This window comes from Micromonospora sp. NPDC049529, from assembly GCF_055586685.1.
The window spans coordinates 17,310-33,811 of sequence record NZ_JBVJHT010000032.1; the positions used below are offsets into that span (position 1 = coordinate 17,310).

At 71.4% G+C, this 16,502-nt stretch carries 11 protein-coding genes and 1 pseudogene; 6 read left to right on the plus strand and 6 right to left on the minus strand.

Features of this window, described 5'->3' with window-relative positions; all coding sequences use genetic code 11:
• Nucleotides 1–196: 196 nt before the first annotated feature.
• Both ACZ6QQ_RS35295 and ACZ6QQ_RS35300 read left to right on the plus strand, forming a co-directional pair.
• Complete coding sequence (locus ACZ6QQ_RS35295) at nucleotides 197–1,237, plus strand: ABC transporter substrate-binding protein (RefSeq protein WP_465882250.1); 1,041 nt, start codon at nucleotides 197–199, stop codon at nucleotides 1,235–1,237.
• A gap of 169 nt (nucleotides 1,238–1,406) precedes the next feature.
• Nucleotides 1,407–2,234 carry an ABC transporter permease gene (locus ACZ6QQ_RS35300; protein ID WP_465882318.1) on the plus strand — a complete coding sequence of 276 codons (828 nt, stop codon included), beginning with the start codon at nucleotides 1,407–1,409 and terminating at the stop codon, nucleotides 2,232–2,234.
• A gap of 148 nt (nucleotides 2,235–2,382) precedes the next feature.
• On the opposite strand, the gene ACZ6QQ_RS35305 is transcribed toward ACZ6QQ_RS35300, so the two are convergent.
• Entirely contained in the window at nucleotides 2,383–3,570 is a 1,188-nt protein-coding gene (locus ACZ6QQ_RS35305) for an ABC transporter substrate-binding protein (protein ID WP_465882251.1), read from the minus strand.
• A 479-nt stretch (nucleotides 3,571–4,049) separates the two neighbouring features.
• Here ACZ6QQ_RS35305 and ACZ6QQ_RS35310 point away from each other — a divergent pair, with 479 nt between their 5' ends.
• From ACZ6QQ_RS35310 to ACZ6QQ_RS35325, 4 genes are all read left to right on the plus strand, one after another.
• On the plus strand, nucleotides 4,050–7,214 hold the full coding sequence (locus ACZ6QQ_RS35310) for a sensor histidine kinase (protein ID WP_465882253.1): 3,165 nt from the start codon (nucleotides 4,050–4,052) through the stop codon (nucleotides 7,212–7,214).
• Nucleotides 7,211–7,621, plus strand: coding sequence for a roadblock/LC7 domain-containing protein (locus tag ACZ6QQ_RS35315; protein ID WP_326561055.1), 411 nt, complete (start codon nucleotides 7,211–7,213; stop codon nucleotides 7,619–7,621). Before ACZ6QQ_RS35310 ends, ACZ6QQ_RS35315 begins: the two co-directional genes overlap by 4 nt.
• 65 nt (nucleotides 7,622–7,686) lie before the next feature.
• A complete protein-coding gene (locus ACZ6QQ_RS35320) occupies nucleotides 7,687–8,058 on the plus strand; it encodes a DUF742 domain-containing protein (protein WP_326561054.1) in 372 nt (123 codons plus the stop codon).
• Nucleotides 8,039–8,662, plus strand: coding sequence for a GTP-binding protein (locus ACZ6QQ_RS35325; RefSeq protein ID WP_121158448.1), 624 nt, complete (start codon nucleotides 8,039–8,041; stop codon nucleotides 8,660–8,662). The genes ACZ6QQ_RS35320 and ACZ6QQ_RS35325 overlap by 20 nt, the downstream gene beginning before the upstream one ends.
• A gap of 104 nt (nucleotides 8,663–8,766) precedes the next feature.
• Here the strand turns inward: ACZ6QQ_RS35325 and ACZ6QQ_RS35330 are convergent, their stop codons facing one another.
• From ACZ6QQ_RS35330 to ACZ6QQ_RS35350, 5 genes and pseudogenes are all read right to left on the minus strand, one after another.
• Nucleotides 8,767–9,855 carry a uroporphyrinogen-III synthase gene (locus ACZ6QQ_RS35330; RefSeq protein ID WP_465882255.1) on the minus strand — a complete coding sequence of 363 codons (1,089 nt, stop codon included), beginning with the start codon at nucleotides 9,853–9,855 and terminating at the stop codon, nucleotides 8,767–8,769.
• Nucleotides 9,855–10,211, minus strand: coding sequence for a nitrite reductase small subunit NirD (nirD, locus tag ACZ6QQ_RS35335; RefSeq protein WP_465882257.1), 357 nt, complete (start codon nucleotides 10,209–10,211; stop codon nucleotides 9,855–9,857). Before nirD ends, ACZ6QQ_RS35330 begins: the two co-directional genes overlap by 1 nt.
• A 74-nt stretch (nucleotides 10,212–10,285) precedes the next feature.
• Nucleotides 10,286–12,808 (minus strand): annotated as a pseudogene (gene nirB, locus ACZ6QQ_RS35340) (nitrite reductase large subunit NirB); the annotation flags it as partial.
• Nucleotides 12,805–14,265, minus strand: a complete 1,461-nt coding sequence (locus ACZ6QQ_RS35345) for an FAD-dependent oxidoreductase (RefSeq protein ID WP_465882259.1) — start codon at nucleotides 14,263–14,265, stop codon at nucleotides 12,805–12,807. The pseudogene nirB and the gene ACZ6QQ_RS35345, both read right to left, overlap by 4 nt.
• Nucleotides 14,262–16,469, minus strand: coding sequence for a molybdopterin oxidoreductase family protein (locus tag ACZ6QQ_RS35350; RefSeq protein ID WP_465882260.1), 2,208 nt, complete (start codon nucleotides 16,467–16,469; stop codon nucleotides 14,262–14,264). Before ACZ6QQ_RS35350 ends, ACZ6QQ_RS35345 begins: the two co-directional genes overlap by 4 nt.
• Nucleotides 16,470–16,502 lie beyond the last annotated feature (33 nt).

The window sequence follows — 16,502 nt, forward strand, 5'->3', positions numbered from 1 at the left end:
CCCCGGGGGGCGATACCAGTTTGTTTCCGTTCCGCAACATGACACGCCTGGCGGGGCAAAGGTGGGCTTCTCGTACGCTGTGCCCGCGAAGTTTCCTTAACCACGGCCCGGCGCCCACCCCCCGGCCCCGAGCCGCCCCGCCCCACACGGCCCCTCCGGACGGTCGAAAGCCGCCGGTCGAAAGGAAATGGTGTTCATGAACAGGCTCACCCGCACGTTCGCCATCGCTGCCCTGGCCAGCACTTTGGTCATCGCGACCGGTTGCAGTGGTTCGGATGGTTCCGACACGGCCAGCGGTGGCGGTGACAACAAGACGCTGGAGAAGGTCACCTACCTGACCTCGTTCGCCAACTTCGGCCGGGACGCGTACGCGTACGTCGCCAAGGACAAGGGCTACTTCAAGGAGGCCGGGTTCGAGGTCGACATCAAGCCGGGCAGCGGCACCCTGAGCAACCTCAAGGCGATCGCCACCGGCACCGCGATGTTCACCCCGCTCGACCTCACCGGCATCCTGCAGGCCCGGGGCACCGGGAGTGCGGAGGCCAAGGACGTGACCGTGGTCGCGGGCATCCAGCAGCGGACCATGGCCGCGATCATCACCCTTGATGACAAGGGCATCACCACCCCGAAGGACCTTGAGGGCAAGACGCTCGTCGACAGCCCCAGCTCGGTGGTGCGCAACCTGTTCCCGACGTACGCCAAGCTGGCCGGCATCGACGCGAACAAGGTCAACTGGCAGAACGGCGAGCCGGCTCAGCTGATCGCCACGCTCGCCTCCGGCCAGGCCGCGGGCATCGGGCAGTTCGTCGTGGGCAAGCCCACCGTCGAGGCCGTGGCGAAGGGCAAGAAGGCCGTCGTGCTGCCGTACAGCGACGTGATGACCGACCTCTACGGCAACGTGCTGGTGACCTCCACCAAGATCGCCAAGGAGGACCCGGAGAAGGTCAAGCGCTTCACCGCCGCGCTGATCAAGGGCCTCGTCGCCAGCATCGACAACCCGAAGGAAGCCGGCGAGATCCTGGCCAAGAACGTCCCGGCCACGATCCCCGCGGCGGCTGCCGCCGAGTGTGAGCTGATGGCGGCGTTCGTCCGTTCCGCCGGTACGGGCGCGGCTGTCGGCACCATCGACATCGACCGGGTCGCCCGCAGCATCGCGATCCTCCAGGGTGCCGGCGCGATCCCGCCGGGCCTGACCCCCGAGCAGCTCATCGACGTCAGCCTGACGCCGAAGGCCTGATCGTTCCAGCGTCACGGGGGTACACCCACCGGTCACACCGGCGGGTGTACCCCCGTTCTGCTCCGGCCGACGGCCGGACCGGACGTAGAGCCGGCCGACGGCCGGACCGAATGAGGAGCCGGCCGATCGCCGGACCGAATGAGGAGTGTGAGACCGAGAAATGGCCGAGTTGACCGAGGTTCGACCCAGGGTGCCCACGACGGCGAGCCGGGAGCGTCGGGTCGGTGGGTCGCTGGCGTGGGTGGCTGTCTGGCCCGTGGTCGGGATCGTGGTCACGATCGTCGTATGGTGGCTCTCCACCGACGTGTTCCCGCTGATCCATCCGGCGGTGCTGCCACCACCGGGCGACGTGCTGGACGCGTTCGTCGCCAGGCCGGGCCTGCTCTTCGAAGGGTTGCTGGAGACCGGGCTGGAGACGCTGACCGGCTTCCTGCTCTCCACCGTGGCCGGGATCCTGATCGGGCTGGCCCTGGCCGTCTCGCAGACGCTGGAGCGGATGTTCTCCCCGCTGCTGATCGGGATCAACGCCATCCCGAAGGTGACGATCGCGCCGCTGCTGGTCTTCGCCTTCGGCTGGGGACAGCAGCCAATTCTGATCATGGTGTTCCTGCTCTGCTTCTTCCCGATCGTGCTGGCCACCACGACCGGGCTGACCACCACCCCCGCCGACCTGGTCGAGCTGGCCAAGTCGCTGAGCGCGTCGCGGATCCAGGCGTTCCGCAAGGTACGGCTGCCGGCCGCGCTGCCGCAGATCTTCGTCGGCCTGAAGGTCGCCATGCCGCTGGCCGCGATCGGCGCGGTGATCGGGGAGTTCCAGGCCGGCGCCGGAAAGGGCCTGGGTACGCAGATCATCCAGTTCGGTGGACAGGGTGACAGTGCCACCGCGTGGGTGGCGATCCTGCTCATCGGGGTCATGAGCATCGTGCTCTACTACGCCCTGGTCCTGGTGGAGCACCTGACCCTGCCGTGGGTACGGGAGACCACCTCGGCGCGGTGAGCGTCGTCCCGCGGGCCGTGCCGGCGCCGGCACCACCGGCGTCGTCCGTGTCCGGGTTTCCGCCCGGGTGGTGGCAGACGGCGGCGGCCACGGACCCCCTTGCGGGGCGATCCGTGGCCGCCGTACAGCCGTCCGGTGGAGCCGTCGGTCAGCTGGCCAGACGCCAGCGGCCACCGCGGGCCACCAGCATGCTCAGCGCCTGTGGCATCAGGCCGGAGTGGTTGTCCGGGGTCATCCGGATCGGGCCGCTGAGGCCGTCCAGCTGCGAGGTTTCCAGGACGTCGCGGATTCCGTCGCGGTCGACGCTCTCGGTGGTGCTGCCGGAACGGATGGCGGCGTCGGTGATGAGCTGGAGCGCGTCCGCCGCGAACGAGGAACTGCCGTAGTAACCACCGAACCGGGCGGTGTAGTCCCGGAACCACTGCTTGCGCGCGGCCTTGGCGGGCGTCGTCGCGATGACGTCGTCGATCACCATGGTCTGGCTGAACACCATTGTGGTGTTCTCTGCGGCCTGCCCGCCCGCGCCTTCCAGGAACAGGTCACCGGCTGCTCCCGCGTCGAAGAAGAGTTGGCCCTGGAAATTGTCCGCCCGAGCCTGGGTCGCGGTCAGGATCGATTGTTCGGGGTTCGTCCATACGATGATCGCATCCGCCTTGGCCTCGATCATCGCGGCCACCGGTCCGGTGAGGTCGGTGTCGGTCGGTTTGATCCCTTGCGGGGGGGCGACCTTGTACCTGGCCTTCTCCAGTTCGGCCTTCAGCGCCCCCTGGCCGTCACGACCGTACGTGTGATCGGTGTAGATCACGCCGACCTTTTTGATTGCCGGCCGGAGCCTCAGTTCGGCGACCAGGGCGGCGGCACTGTCGGCCGCGTTCGGTGCCAGCTTGAACACATAGCGTCGGTCAGTGATCGGGGTGGCCACGTTGTTGGCCGAGGCCAGTGCGACGGTCGGGATCTTCTTGTCGTTGATCGCGGGTGCGGCCGCCACCGCGCACGCGTCGCAGCTGCCCATGATGATGGCGCTGACCGTGGGATCGGCGGCGAACTCGGCGATGTTGCGCAGCGATTCGTTCGGGTCGGAGCGGTTGTCCTTGACGGTCAGGGAGAGCGTCCGGCCACCGAGTACACCAGACTCGTTGATCTGCTCGACCTTGAGTTCAAGGGCGCGCTTGTACGCCTCGCCGACCGGCGCCGACGCGCCGGAGAGTTCCAGGTCGGCGCGGACAACGATCTCGCCGGTGTCCTGCGGATCGCTGCTGAACTGGCAGCCGGTGAGCGACGTGGCCAGAATGGCCGAGGCGAGCACCGTGAGTGTCGCGGAGCGGATGGGCGTCAACTCAGTCCTCCATGTGCGCGGCTAGGGCGGGGTGCCCGGTCACCGGCGACGAATTCCGTCCTCAGTAGAGCGACGGGGGTGGTCTGTCGTACGGTGTGCGCGAAGCCTTCAAACCTGGAAAACCTTGCCAATGGCGAGCGCCCGGGTCAAGCGGGCGTAGTCGAGCATGTTTCAGGACGGCGATCCTACATTCGGGACGCCGATCCCACATGCTGGCGGCGGCCGGTGTTTGCGGGCGTTAACTTTCCAGATGCAAACGACCACTCTGACGATATTTGCCCAGTTCAGGGGCCCGTGAATAGAAGGGTTTCGGTGAGCAGAGTAGTGGTTCAGTCCCGTCCGACCGATTCCTGCCGTACCGCCGCTTCCCAAATCGGCCTGCTTCTGATGAAATCGCGGCCGTGCCGCGTGCGGTCCCATCCGTGGCAGCAGGCACCGGAGGGGTGGCCACGCGTGGAAGAAACGACGGAGGCGATGTCGTGAGCACCGGACCTACGACCCTGCCCGAAAACGGCCCGCCGGAGCACGGGGCACGGCGCCGCTGGCTGCCCCGACTTCGGGACACCAGGATTCGGTCCAAACTGGCGCTCATCCTGGTGGTGCCGGTCGCGGCGGTCCTCGCGCTGGCCACCGTCCGGTTGGTCGACGTCGGGCAGACGGCCTACGACGCGAACATGATCCGGTCGCTGACCGCGCTCTCGATCGACGTCTCGGCCCTCACCCAGGATCTGCACAAGGAACGGATGGCCGCGGCCACCTACCTGGCCGATCCCGCCGCGAACGCGGACGCGTACAACCTGGCCGTCCGGCGTACGGACGAGCAGATCACCGCGTACGGCGACGAGCGCAACGCCATCGGCGACGTGCCGGAGTCGATGCAGACCCGGATCGGCAAGATCGATGACCACCTGGCGACCCTGAACAACACCCGCCAGGAGGTGCTCGACCGCAAGCAGATGCTGGTGGTCGAGGCGGTGCTGCGCTACGGCGTGATCCTCACCGACCTCGGCGCCTACGGCGAGACCCTCGGTGAACTCTCCGGTGAGGGCCGGGTCGCGGACAGCCTCCGGGCCGTCGCCGCCTTCGCCCGCGCCAAGGCGGGTGCCGCCGAGGAGCAGGCGGTCGGCTTCACCGCGTTGCGCTCGGCCCGGCTCGACGAGGAGCAGTACTCGTCGTTCGTGGCCACCCAGACCAGCCAGCAGGAGGCTCTGACCTCCTTCGAGCTGGCCGCCTCGGCCAGCCAGAACGAACTGGTGGACAAGACCTACAGCGGTGACGCCGTGACGCTGGCCGAACGGGCCGCCACCGACGTCGCCCGCGCGGTCGGCCAACCGACCAACGCCGCCTTCGCCAAGAGCACCTCGGAGGCGATCGGCGCGGTCATCGACCTGATGCGCTGGGCGGAAGTCCAGCTGGAGGCCGAACTGCTCGCCCAGGCCGACCAGGCCCAGTCGGACGTGATCCGGCAGGCCGTGTTGGAGTCGATCGTGGTGTTGATCACACTGATCGTCGCCATCGCGCTCGCCGTCATCCTGGCCCGTTCGCTGAACGCCTCGCTGCGTCGGCTGCGGGAGGGCGCCCTCTCGGTGGCCAACCACGACCTGCCGGACGCGGTCGCCCGGCTGCAGAACGTCGGCAGCATCGGTGACGGCGGCGTGGAGGAGATCGTCCGCCAGGTCCGGGACCCGATCCGGCTGAACAACAAGGACGAGATCGGGCAGGTCGCGCTCGCCTTCAACGTCGTACACCGGGAAGCCGTCCGGGTCGCGGCCGAGCAGGCCGCCCTGCGGACCAGCGTTTCGGCGATGTTCCTCAACCTGGCCCGTCGAAGCCAGGCGCTGGTCGACCGCATGATCGGCGAGCTCGACATGATCGAGCGTGGCGAGGAGGACCCGAAGCGGTTGGCCCAGCTCTTCGAGTTGGACCACCTGGCCACCCGAATGCGCCGTAACGACGAGAACCTGCTGGTCCTCGCCGGTGCCGACTCCACCGCACCGCGTCGCGACGACGCGCTGCTGGTCGACGCCCTGCGCGCCGCCCAGTCCGAGGTCGAGGCGTACAACCGGATCGAGTTCGGCACCGTCGACACGGACATCTCGGTGGCCGCGCACGCGGTCAACGACGTGGTCCGGCTGGTCGCCGAGCTGCTCGACAACGCGACCCGGTTCTCGTCTCCGAACACGGTGGTGGTCGCCGACGCCCGGCGGATCCGCGACTACGTGCTGATCCAGGTCGAGGACCGTGGCCTGGGCCTGAGCGAGGAACAGCTGGAGGCGCTCAACCGCCGGCTGGCCGCCCCGCCGACCGTGGACGTGGCCGCGTTCCGACTGATGGGTCTGGCCGTGGTGAGCCGGCTCGCCTCCCGGTACGGCATCCGGGTGGAACTGCGCCGCAACGTCGAGGGCGGCACGGTGGCCCAGGTCACCCTGCCCGCCGAGACCGTGGTGCTCCCGCAGCTGCGGGGACGCGAACCACTCGCCACCCGCCCCCGGCAGCCGCTCGCGGTCGAGCCGGGTCCGGCGGCCGCACTGCCGGCCGGTCCGAGCTGGTCGGAGCCGATGACCCCGGTCGGTGCCGGCCGTACCTCGGCCGCCACCCTGACCGACCAGTGGCGTACCACCCCGCCCGCGCAGCCGCAGCCGATGCAGTGGCAGACCGCCGACGCGCGGGACACCACCATGCCGGTCGCCGCCACCGCCGCGCCCGTCACCCACCAGCTGGCCGCGCAGCCGACCGCCGCGCACCCGCTGGTCACCCCGCCGCCGCAGGCCACCCACCCCACGCTGATCGCACCGGTGGACAGCCACGCCGGTGCGCCGACCATGGCGTACCCCACGGTCCGTTCGCTGCCGCAGCGGACCGTCGGTGCCGGAATGGCTCCCAGCCCGGCACCGGCCACACCGATGTCGACGCCGTCGGCCGGGCTGCCGGCCGGACCGGTCGCCGGCATGGCCGCGACGCCGCCGCCGGCACCCCCGGCACCCCCGGTCGCACCGCCCGCTCCGGCACCCGCACCTCGGGCGGCGGAACAGGGCGAGGCGCCGATCTTCCGGGAGATGGAAGCGGTCTGGTTCCGCTCCCACGGTCAGGACTCGACCGCCATCTTCAACGTCCCGCCGGGCGGCTACCAGACACCACCACCGCCGGCCGGGCGTACCGTTCCGGCACCGCGCGGCGCCGAGACGGCCGCGCAACGGGCCAGCCTGGCGGAGAGCGTCGCCGCTCGCGGCCGGGCCACCCTGCCGGCACGCACCCCCGGCCAGACCACCACACCGGGCTACACCGCGCCGCAGACGCCGGCCGCGCCGGTTCGGGCACCCGAACCGGTGGCAGCGGCGGTCACCGCCCCGGCCAGCACCGGTACGGAGGCCTGGCGGACGGCCGCCGACGAGGGCTGGGCCCGGGCCACCCGGGCGGCCGAGCCGGCCGCCTCGGGTACCACCCGATCCGGTCTGCCCAAGCGGGTGCCGCAGGCGCAACTCGTGCCCGGCGGCGTCGAGACGAAGCCCGGTAACGCACCGAGCCGTAGAACTCCGGACGAGGTACGGGGACTGCTGTCGGCCTATCACCGCGGTGTGCAACGCGGCCGTACGGCCGGCAGTGAGCAGAACGGCACGACATCAACCAAGGAGACGAGCCGATGAACAGGCCAGCAGCGATGCAGGACATGGGTTGGCTGCTCAGCAACTTCGCCGACAGTGTGGCGGGGATCGCGCACGTGGTGGCCGTCTCGGCCGACGGGCTGCTTCTCGCCTCCTCGCGCGACCTGCCGCAGGACCGCGCCGACCAGCTCGCCGCGATCACCTCGGGCGTGGTCAGTCTGACCGATGGCGCTTCCCGGATGTTCAGCGCCGGTGGGGTGCTGCAGACCGTCATCGAGATGGACAGCGGTTACCTGTTCCTCATGTCGATCAGTGACGGTTCGTCGATGGCCGTACTGGCCGCCCGGAGTTGCGATGTCGGCCAGGTGGGTTACGAGATGGCGCTCCTGGTCGAGCGGGTCGGCGCCGCGTTGGTGCCGTTGCCACGCGAGGCCGTCGCCCGCCCCTAGCACGGAATTGACCAAGGACGGATGTCGGTGGCGCCGCAACCTGACCGGAAGGAGGTGACCGCAGAATGGACTACCCCCCGCGCCGTGAGGATCCGCGTGGTGCGCTGGTCCGGCCGTACGCGGTCACCCGCGGCCGTACCGAACCTCGCCAGGACATCGCCCTTGAGGCGGTACTCACGGCGACTCCGGCGGCGGTTGCGGAGTCCCGGTTCGCCGGGCATGACAAGCACCGCATCGCCACTGTCTGCGAGGGCCGGGCGCAGTCGCTGGCGGAGATCGCCGCGTACACCCGGCTCCCGCTGGGTGTCGCCCGAGTGCTGGTCGCCGACATGGTGGCGGACAGCTTGCTGACGCTGCACACTGCCGCTCCCCCGGAAGCGTACGAGGAGCGGATGGAACTGCTTGAGAGGGTGCTAAGTGGACTTCGCAGGCTATGACCCCGTCGGGGCACGCCGCAACCGGGGGATCACCTCCGCGAAGATTGTGGTTGCGGGCGGCTTCGGTGTGGGCAAGACGACGCTTGTCGGCGCGGTCTCGGAGATCACTCCGCTGACCACCGAGGCGGTGATGACAGCGGCCGGTGTCGGCATCGACGATCCGTCGAAGGTGCCGGGCAAGGAGACCACCACGGTCGCCATGGACTTCGGTCGTATCACCATGGCCCAGGATCTGATCCTCTACCTGTTCGGGACACCGGGGCAGACCCGGTTCTGGTTCATGTGGGACGAGATCATCCGGGGTGCGGTGGGTGCGGCCGTACTGGTCGACACCCGACGGATCACCGACGCGTTCGCTCCGCTGGACTATTTCGAGAACCGGAAGCTGCCATACGTGGTGGCGTTGAACCGTTTCGACGGAGCACCGCAGTACGCACCGGAGGAGGTGCGGGAGGCCCTGGCCATCGCCCCGCACGTGCCCTTGGTGATGACCGACGCCCGGCACCGGGAATCGGTCAAGCAGGTGCTGGTGACCGTGGTCGAGCACGCGATGGCGACCCTGCAGGCGCAGCACGGCCGGGGCTTCCCCACCCCGGTCGGCTGATCCTCGGTACGTACGCCGGCCGGGGCCGTGCGGTCGGATCGACCGGACGGGCCCCGGTCGGCTCCTCGGGGAGGGGCCGACCGGGTGGCGAGGGTCGACGACTGTCAGTCGACCGGTAGCCGGTACCCGCGTTTCACCACGGTCTGCACCACGCCCGGCGTACGCAGGGCGGCCCGGAGCCGGGCGACGGCCATCTCGACCGCGTGTTCGTCGGCACCGCGCGGCAGCGTACGCAGCAGGTCGGCGCGGGAGAGCACCCGTCCCGGAGTGGCGGCCAGCGCCCGGAGCACCGCCATCGGTGCCGGTGCCAGCGGACGTAGGTCGCCGTCGACCACGGCGGCGTGACCGCGCAGGGTGAGCAGGTGCCCGGCGACCTTCACGTTGACCGCCCGCCGGGGCAGCTCGTCGACGATGGTACGGACCAGGGCACCGAGTCGGGCCCTGGCCGGGGTGAGCACCGGTACGCCCTGCCGGCGCAGCGGGGTGGCGGTGACCGGCCCGACGCAGGCGGCCAGTACGTCCGACCGCAGCGCCTCCAGTACCGCGTCGCCGCTGGGGCCGGCGGCGCGCAGCAGCGCGCCGGCGGCCGGGGCCGAGGTGAACGTGACCGCGTCGACCAGCCGCCCGGTGATCAGGTCGACCAGCCGGTGCAGCGGGGCCGGGTCGGTCGGTGGCGCCCAGCGGTAGACCGGCACCTCGATCACGGTGGCTCCGGCCGCCTCCAGCGCGCTGGTGCACTCGGGTTGCCGTTCGCCGTGCAGCTGCATGGCGACCACCCGACCGGCGACGCCCCGTTCCCGCAGGTGGTCGACGACCTCGTCGCAGCTTTCCGAGTGCGGCGACCATTCGTCGTGCAGGCCGGCGGCCCGGATGGCGCCGCGCGCCTTCGGCCCCCGGGAGACGATGTACGCCTCGGCGAGCACCGAACGCAACGGTTCGGCCAGTCCCCACCCCTCGGCGGCCTCCAGCCAGCCGCGCATGCCGATGCCGGTGTTCGCCATCACCACGTCGGGCGGGTTGTCCAGGCAGGCGCGGGTGGCGGCGCGCAGCTCGGAGTCGTCGGCCAGCGGCACGATCCGCAGTGCCGGGGCGAGCACCACCCGGGCACCGCGTCGTTCGAGTAGTGCGGCGAGTTCGTCGCGTCGCCGGTCGGCGGTCACGCCGATGGTGAATCCGGCCAGCTCGTCGGACATCAGGTCTCCTGCCGGGTGCCGATTTCGACGACGTTGTCCCGGCAGCGGACGGGATAGGTCGGCACCGCCACTTCGGGGTCGTCGAGGCACCGGCCGGTGCGTAGGTCGTATACCTGCTTGTGCAGCGGGGAGGCGACGGTCGGGGTGTCGCCCCGGCTGCCGACGATGCCGCGCGACATCACGTACGCGCCGCCGATCGGGTCGCGGTTGCCGATCGCGAAGAGCTGCCCGTCGTGGGTCCGGAAGACGGCCACCTGTTCGCCGCCGACCAGCGCGGCGACGCCCCGCTCCGGCTCCACCCTGGGGTACGGGCAGACCGGTGTCCACCGCCGGTCGGCGGCACCGTCCAGGCTCATCGGCGTACTCCCTCGCTGGTGCTCGGTTCTCCGGACCGGATCGCCGTCGGCGGCCGGTCGGCGCTACTCATGGTGGGCAGGCCGAGGGCGACCGGCCGGCGTCCGGTGGGTGCGGGGACGGGTTGGCCCCGTTCGACGGTGAAGCTGATCGACGGGTCGGGGGTGTCCGGCGCGTTGACGAACGAGGTGAACCGGGCCAGCCGTTCCGGGTCGGCGAGGGTTTCCCGCCATTCGTCGGCGTAGTCGGTGACGTGCCGGGCCATCTCGGCGTCGAGTTCCGCGCAGAGCCCGAGACTGTCGTCGACGATCACCGACCGGAGGTGGTCGAGGCCGCCCTCCATCGCCTCCAGCCAGCCGGCGGTGCGCTGCAACCGGTCCGCCGTACGGATGTAGAACATCAGGTACCGGTCGAGGTAGCGGATCAGTTCCTCGGTGGACAGGTCGGTGGCGAAGAGTTCGGCGTGCCGGGGCCGGAAGCCGCCGTTGCCGCCGAGGTAGAGGTTCCAGCCCTGGTCGGTGGCGATGATGCCGAAGTCCTTGCTCCGCGCCTCGGCGCACTCGCGGGCGCAGCCGGAGACCGCCGACTTGAGCTTGTGCGGGGCGCGTAGTCCCCGGTAGCGCAGTTCGAGGGCGATGGCCAGGGCGACCGAGTCCTGTACGCCGTACCGGCACCAGGTGTCGCCGACGCAGGACTTCACCGTGCGCAGCGACTTGCCGTACGCGTGGCCGGACTCGAAGCCGGCGTCGACCAGTCGTTGCCAGATCCGGGGGAGTTGTTCGACCCGGGCCCCGAACAGGTCGATCCGCTGTCCACCGGTGATCTTGGTGTAGAGGTTGAAGTCGCGGGCCACCTCGCCGATGACGATCAGCTTCTCCGGGGTGATCTCGCCACCGGGGATGCGCGGCACCACCGAGTACGTCCCGTCGCGCTGGATGTTGGCCAGGAAGTGGTCGTTGGTGTCCTGGAGGGCGGCCTGCTCCCCGTCGAGCACGTAGCCGTTGCCGAGCGAGGCGAGGATCGAGGCGACCACCGGCTTGCAGATGTCGCAGCCCCGGCCGCGCCCGTAGTCGGCGACGAGCTGGGAGAACGTACGGATGCCCCGGACCCGGATCAGGTCGAACAGTTCCTGGCGGCTCTGGTCGAAGTGCTCGCAGATCGCCTTGGACAGCTTCACTCCGGAGACGGCGAGCAGTTGTTTGAGCATCGGCACGCAGGAGCCGCAGCTCGTACCGGCGCGGGTGCACGCCTTCAACTCCGGTACGTCGGCGGCGCCGTCGGCGATGGCGGCCACTATCTGGTCCTTGGTCACCGCGTTGCAGGAGCAGACCTGGGCGGTGCCGGGCAGCGCGGCGATGCCGCCGCCGGCGCCACCGCCCTCCCCGGCCGGGGCGAGCAGGGTCAGCGGGGGACCGGGCAGCGGTCCGCCGACACTGGCCCGCAGCGTCGGGTACGCCGACGCGTCGCCGACCAGCACCCCGCCGAGCAGGGTCTTCGCGTCGTCGGAGAGGACGAGCTTGGCGTAGCTGCGGGTGGCCGGGTCGGTCCAGGTGACGTCCAGGCTGCCGGGCGTGCTGCCGTGCGCGTCGCCGAACGAGGCCACGTCGACCCCGAGCAGCTTGAGTTTGGTGGCGGTGTCGGCGCCGGGGAAGGTCGCCGTGCCGCCGAGTAGCCGGTCGGCGACCACCTCGGCCATCGCGTAGCCGGGGGCGACCAGGCCGTAGCAGGTACCGGCGATGGCCGCGCACTCGCCGATCGCCCAGATCCGTGCGTCACCGGTCCGGCAGGTCTCGTCCACCTCGACGCCGCCGCGCGGGCCGATTCCCAGGCCGGCGGTCCGGGCCAGGACGTCGCGGGGTCGGATGCCGGCGGCGACCACCACCAGGTCGGTGTCGACGGTGCCGCCGTCGGAGAGGACCAGCCCGCTCACCGCGCCGTCCGGTCCGGGGCGTACCGCGGTGGTGGCGGCGCCGAGGTGCAGCGCCACCCCGAGTTCGTCGACGTAGCGGCGGAGCATCGCGCCACCGGCCTCGTCGACCTGCACCGGCATCAGCCGGGGGGCGAACTCGACCAGGTGGGTGTCGAGGCCGAGCAGGCGCAGCGCGTTGACCGCCTCCAGACCGAGCAGGCCGCCGCCGATGACCGTGCCGGTGCGCCGCCCCCGCGCATAATCCCGGATCGCGTCCAGGTCGTCCAGGGTGCGGTAGACGAACATCCCGGCCCGCAGGCCACCGGCACCGTCGGGGTGGGCGGCGCCGTCGATCGGCGGCACGAACGGGTACGAGCCGGTCGCCAGCACCAGCGCGTCGTACGGGTACTCGCCCGCGTCGGTGTGTACCAGTCGCCGGTCCCGGTCGATGCCGAGCACGGGTTCGCCGAGCCGGTGGTCGACCCCGCCGTCGGGGGTGTGCAGGCTGAGTTCCTCGGCGCTCACCCCGTCCAGGTATGCCGAGAGCCGGACCCGGTCGTACGCCGGCCGGCTTTCCTCGCCGAGCACGGTGACCTGCCAGCGGCCGTCGGTGTCGCGGGCCCGGAGCGCTTCGACGAAGCGTTGGCCGACCATGCCGTTCCCGACCACGACGAGTTTCATGCGGTTCATCCGGACACCTCCGCGGAGTCGGCTGTGGACAACCAGTTGACGATTCCCTCGACGGCGTCGCGGCAGCTGCCGCAGCCGGTGGTGGCCCGGGTGGCGGCGACGACGTCGTCGACCGACCGGGCGCCCGCGCGCCAGCAGCGCACCAGGGCACCCTTGCGGACCGTGTTGCACTGGCAGACGGTGGCGGCGTCCGGCATCAGCGCGGGTGAGTCGGCCGGGGCGCCGGACGACCGGTCGCCGAGGGCCCGGCCGAGCAGCAGGGCGCGGCGGTCGATCGGCACCGGGCTGCCCCGGTCGAAGAGTTGGATGACGGTGCCGACGGCCGGGTTGTCGCCGAGCATGATCGCCCCGGTCAGTCGTTCCCGGACGATCCGCAGCCGGGCGTACGTGCCCCGGGCCGGGTCGGCGAAGCTCAGCTCCTCGACCGCCGGTTCGGTGCCGTCGACGGGGGTCAGGTCGCCCATCGCCGCGAGGTCGATCCCGGCCGCCTTGAGCCGGGTCACCGGTGCCTGCGGCCGGTAGCGGGTGCCGGTGGAGTCACCGGTCAGCACCTCCGCCAGCACCCGGGCCTGGGCCCAGGCGGGCGCGACCAGGCCGGTGAGCTGCCCCTCGTACTGGGCGCAGTCGCCGATGGCGAAGATCCGCGGGTCGCTGGTGCCGAGCCGGTCGTCGACCACGACGCCCCGTTCGACGGTCAGGCCGGCGGCTCGCGCCAGCCCGGTCTCCGGTCGTACGCCGCAGGCCAGCACCAGCAGGTCGGCGCTGAGTCGCTGGCCGGCGGCGAGTTCCAGGGTGACCCGGTCGTCGTCGACGTGCACGGCGGTGGCGGAGGTGTCGAGGTGGCTGGTGACGCCGAGCCCGGCCAGGGTCCGGGCCAGCACCGCACCGGCGGCCGGGTCGAGTTGGCGGTTCATCAGGTGCCCGACGGGGTGGACCACCCGCACGTCGAGGCCGCGGGTGGCCAGACCTCGGGCCGCCTCCAGGCCGAGCAGGCCGCCGCCGAGCACCAGCGCGGTCCGCGCGCCGGTCGCGGCGGCGAGGATCCGCCGGCAGTCGTCGAGGGTACGGAAGGCGACCACCCGGTCGGGCAGCCGGTCCGGATCGGGTACGAGTCCGGGTAGCGGCGGCACCAGCGCCCGCGCGCCGGTGGCGAGGACGAGGTGGTCGTACTCGATCGTGTCGTGCCGGTCGGTGGTGACCGTCGCGGCCACCGGGTCGATCGCGGTGACGGTGACGCCGGGGCGGATGTCGACGCCGTGTCCGGCCGCCTCGGTCAGCTCCACCTGCGTCTCGTCGATCTTGCCGGCGAGCAGGTTCGACAGCATGATCCGGTTGTACGCCCGGTGTGGTTCGGCGCCGAGCACCACGATCTTCCGGTCCCCGTCGCGGGCGCGCAGCTCGCTGGCCAGCCGGGAACCGGCCATGCCGTAGCCCACGATGACCACCCGCCCGGTCATGCCCGCTCCACCCGGACCGCGCAGACCTTGAACTCGGGCATCTTCGAGGTCGGGTCGAGGGCGTCGTTGGTCAGCGAGTTGGCCCGTGCGGCGCCGCCCCAGTGGAACGGGGCGAAGACGGTGTCGACCCGGATGGTGTCGCTGAGCCGGGCCGGCGCCCGCATCTCACCCCGTCTACTGTGGACCGTCACCTCGTCCCCGTCGGCGACGCCGAGCCGGTGGGCCAGGTCCGGATGCAGTTCGACGTACGCGTTCGGCGCGGCGGTCCGCAGCGGCCCGATCCTGCGCGTCTGCGCCCCGGACTGGTACTGGGCCAGCACCCGCCCCGTGGTCAGGTAGAGCGGATAGTCCGGGCTGACCTCCTCGGCGGCCGGCCGGTGCTCGACCGGCACGAACCGGGCCCGCCCGTCCGGGGTGGGGAACGACTCCGTGAAGAGGCGCGGGCTGCCCGGCCGGTCCTGCGCCGGACAGGGCCAGAACACCCCGTCCTCGGCGTCGATCCGCTCCCAGGTGACCCCGGCGTAGTCGGCGATGCCACCGGCCGACGCCCGCCGCAACTCCTCGAACACCAGTCGCGGATCCGCCGAAAACCTCGGCCCGCCGCCGTTGCCGCCCGTACCGTCTCCGTCGGCCCGGTTCGGGGCGCCGCCGCGTTCGGCTCCGCCGCCCGTTCCGTTGTCACCGAGCCGGCGGGCCAGTTCGGCGATGACCCACAGGTCGGTGCGGACCCCGACCGGTGGCGGGCGCAGGGCCCGTCGCCGCAGCACCCGGCCCTCCAGGTTGGTCATCGTGCCGTCCTCCTCCGCCCACTGCGCGGTCGGCAGCACCACGTCGGCCATGGCGGCGGTCTCGGAGAGGACGAAGTCGGCGACGACCAGAAGGTCGAGGTCGGCCAGCCGGCGCTGAATCCGGCCGGCGCGGGGAGCGGAGACGACCGGGTTGGAGCCGAAGACCAGCAGCGCGCGGGGGCCGGTCGGGGAGCCGATCGAGTCGAGCAGTTCGTAGGCGGAGATGCCCGGACCGGGCAGGTCGTCCGGTTCCACACCCCAGACGCCGGCCACGTGGGCGCGGGCCGCCGGGTCGTCGATCCGCCGGTAGCCGGGCAACTGGTCGGCCTTCTGGCCGTGCTCGCGGCCACCCTGCCCGTTGCCCTGGCCGGTGAGGCAGCCGTACCCGGAGCCGGGGCGACCGGGCAGTCCGAGGGCGAGCGCGAGGTTGATGAACGCGGTGACCGTGTCGACGCCCTTGGCGTGCTGCTCGGCGCCGCGGGCGGTCAGGATGATGGCGGTGCCGGCGGTGCCGAGGGCGCGGGCCGCCGCCTCCAGGTCCGCCACGGGTACGCCGGAGAGCCGTTCGACCCGCGCCGGCCAGTAACCGGCGACGCTGCGGCGTACGGCGTCGAAGCCGCCGGTGCGGCTCTCGATGTAGTCCCGGTCGAGCCAGCCCTCGGTGACGGCGATGTGCAGCAGCGCGTTGGCCACCGCCAGATCGGTGCCCGGCATGGGTTGCAGGTGCAGGGTGGCGTGGCGGGCGGTGGCGGTCACCCGGGGATCGATCACGATCAGGTTGCCGCCGCGCGCCTTCTGTTCGACCAGGTAGCGCACCAGCGGCGGCATCGTCTCGGCGACGTTCGCCCCGACCAGCAGCAGGGTGTCCGCGCCGGCCAGGTCGGCCAGCGGGAACGGCAGTCCCCGGTCGACGCCGAAGGCCCGGTTGCCGGCGGCGGCGGCCGAGGACATGCAGAACCGGCCGTTGTAGTCGATGTTGCGGGTACGCAGCGCCACCCGGGCGAACTTGCCCAGCGTGTACGCCTTCTCGTTGGTCAGTCCGCCACCGCCGAACACGGCGACCGAGTGTGGGCCGTGTGTCGCCTGGAGTCCGGTGATGGTGGTGGCCACCCGGTCCAGTGCCTCGTCCCAGGTCGCCGGCCGCAGTTCGCCGGTGAGCGGGTCGCGTACGAGTGGGGTGGTCAGCCGGTCGGGGTGGTCGAGCAGTTCCGCCGCGGTCCAGCCCTTCTGGCACAGCCCGCCCCGGTTGGTGGGGAACTGCCGGGAGCGGACCTCGACCCGTTCCGGTGTGGTGCGAAGCGTCATCCCGCATTGCAGCGCGCAGTACGGGCAGTGGGTGTCGACGTCTGGTGTTGACATGGCTACGCCGGGTGTCGACACACCGGGGTGTGTCGTGTCCCGCGCAAGGTCCGTCATGTCCGAAGCGTGGACGGGGGTGGTTTCGCGGCC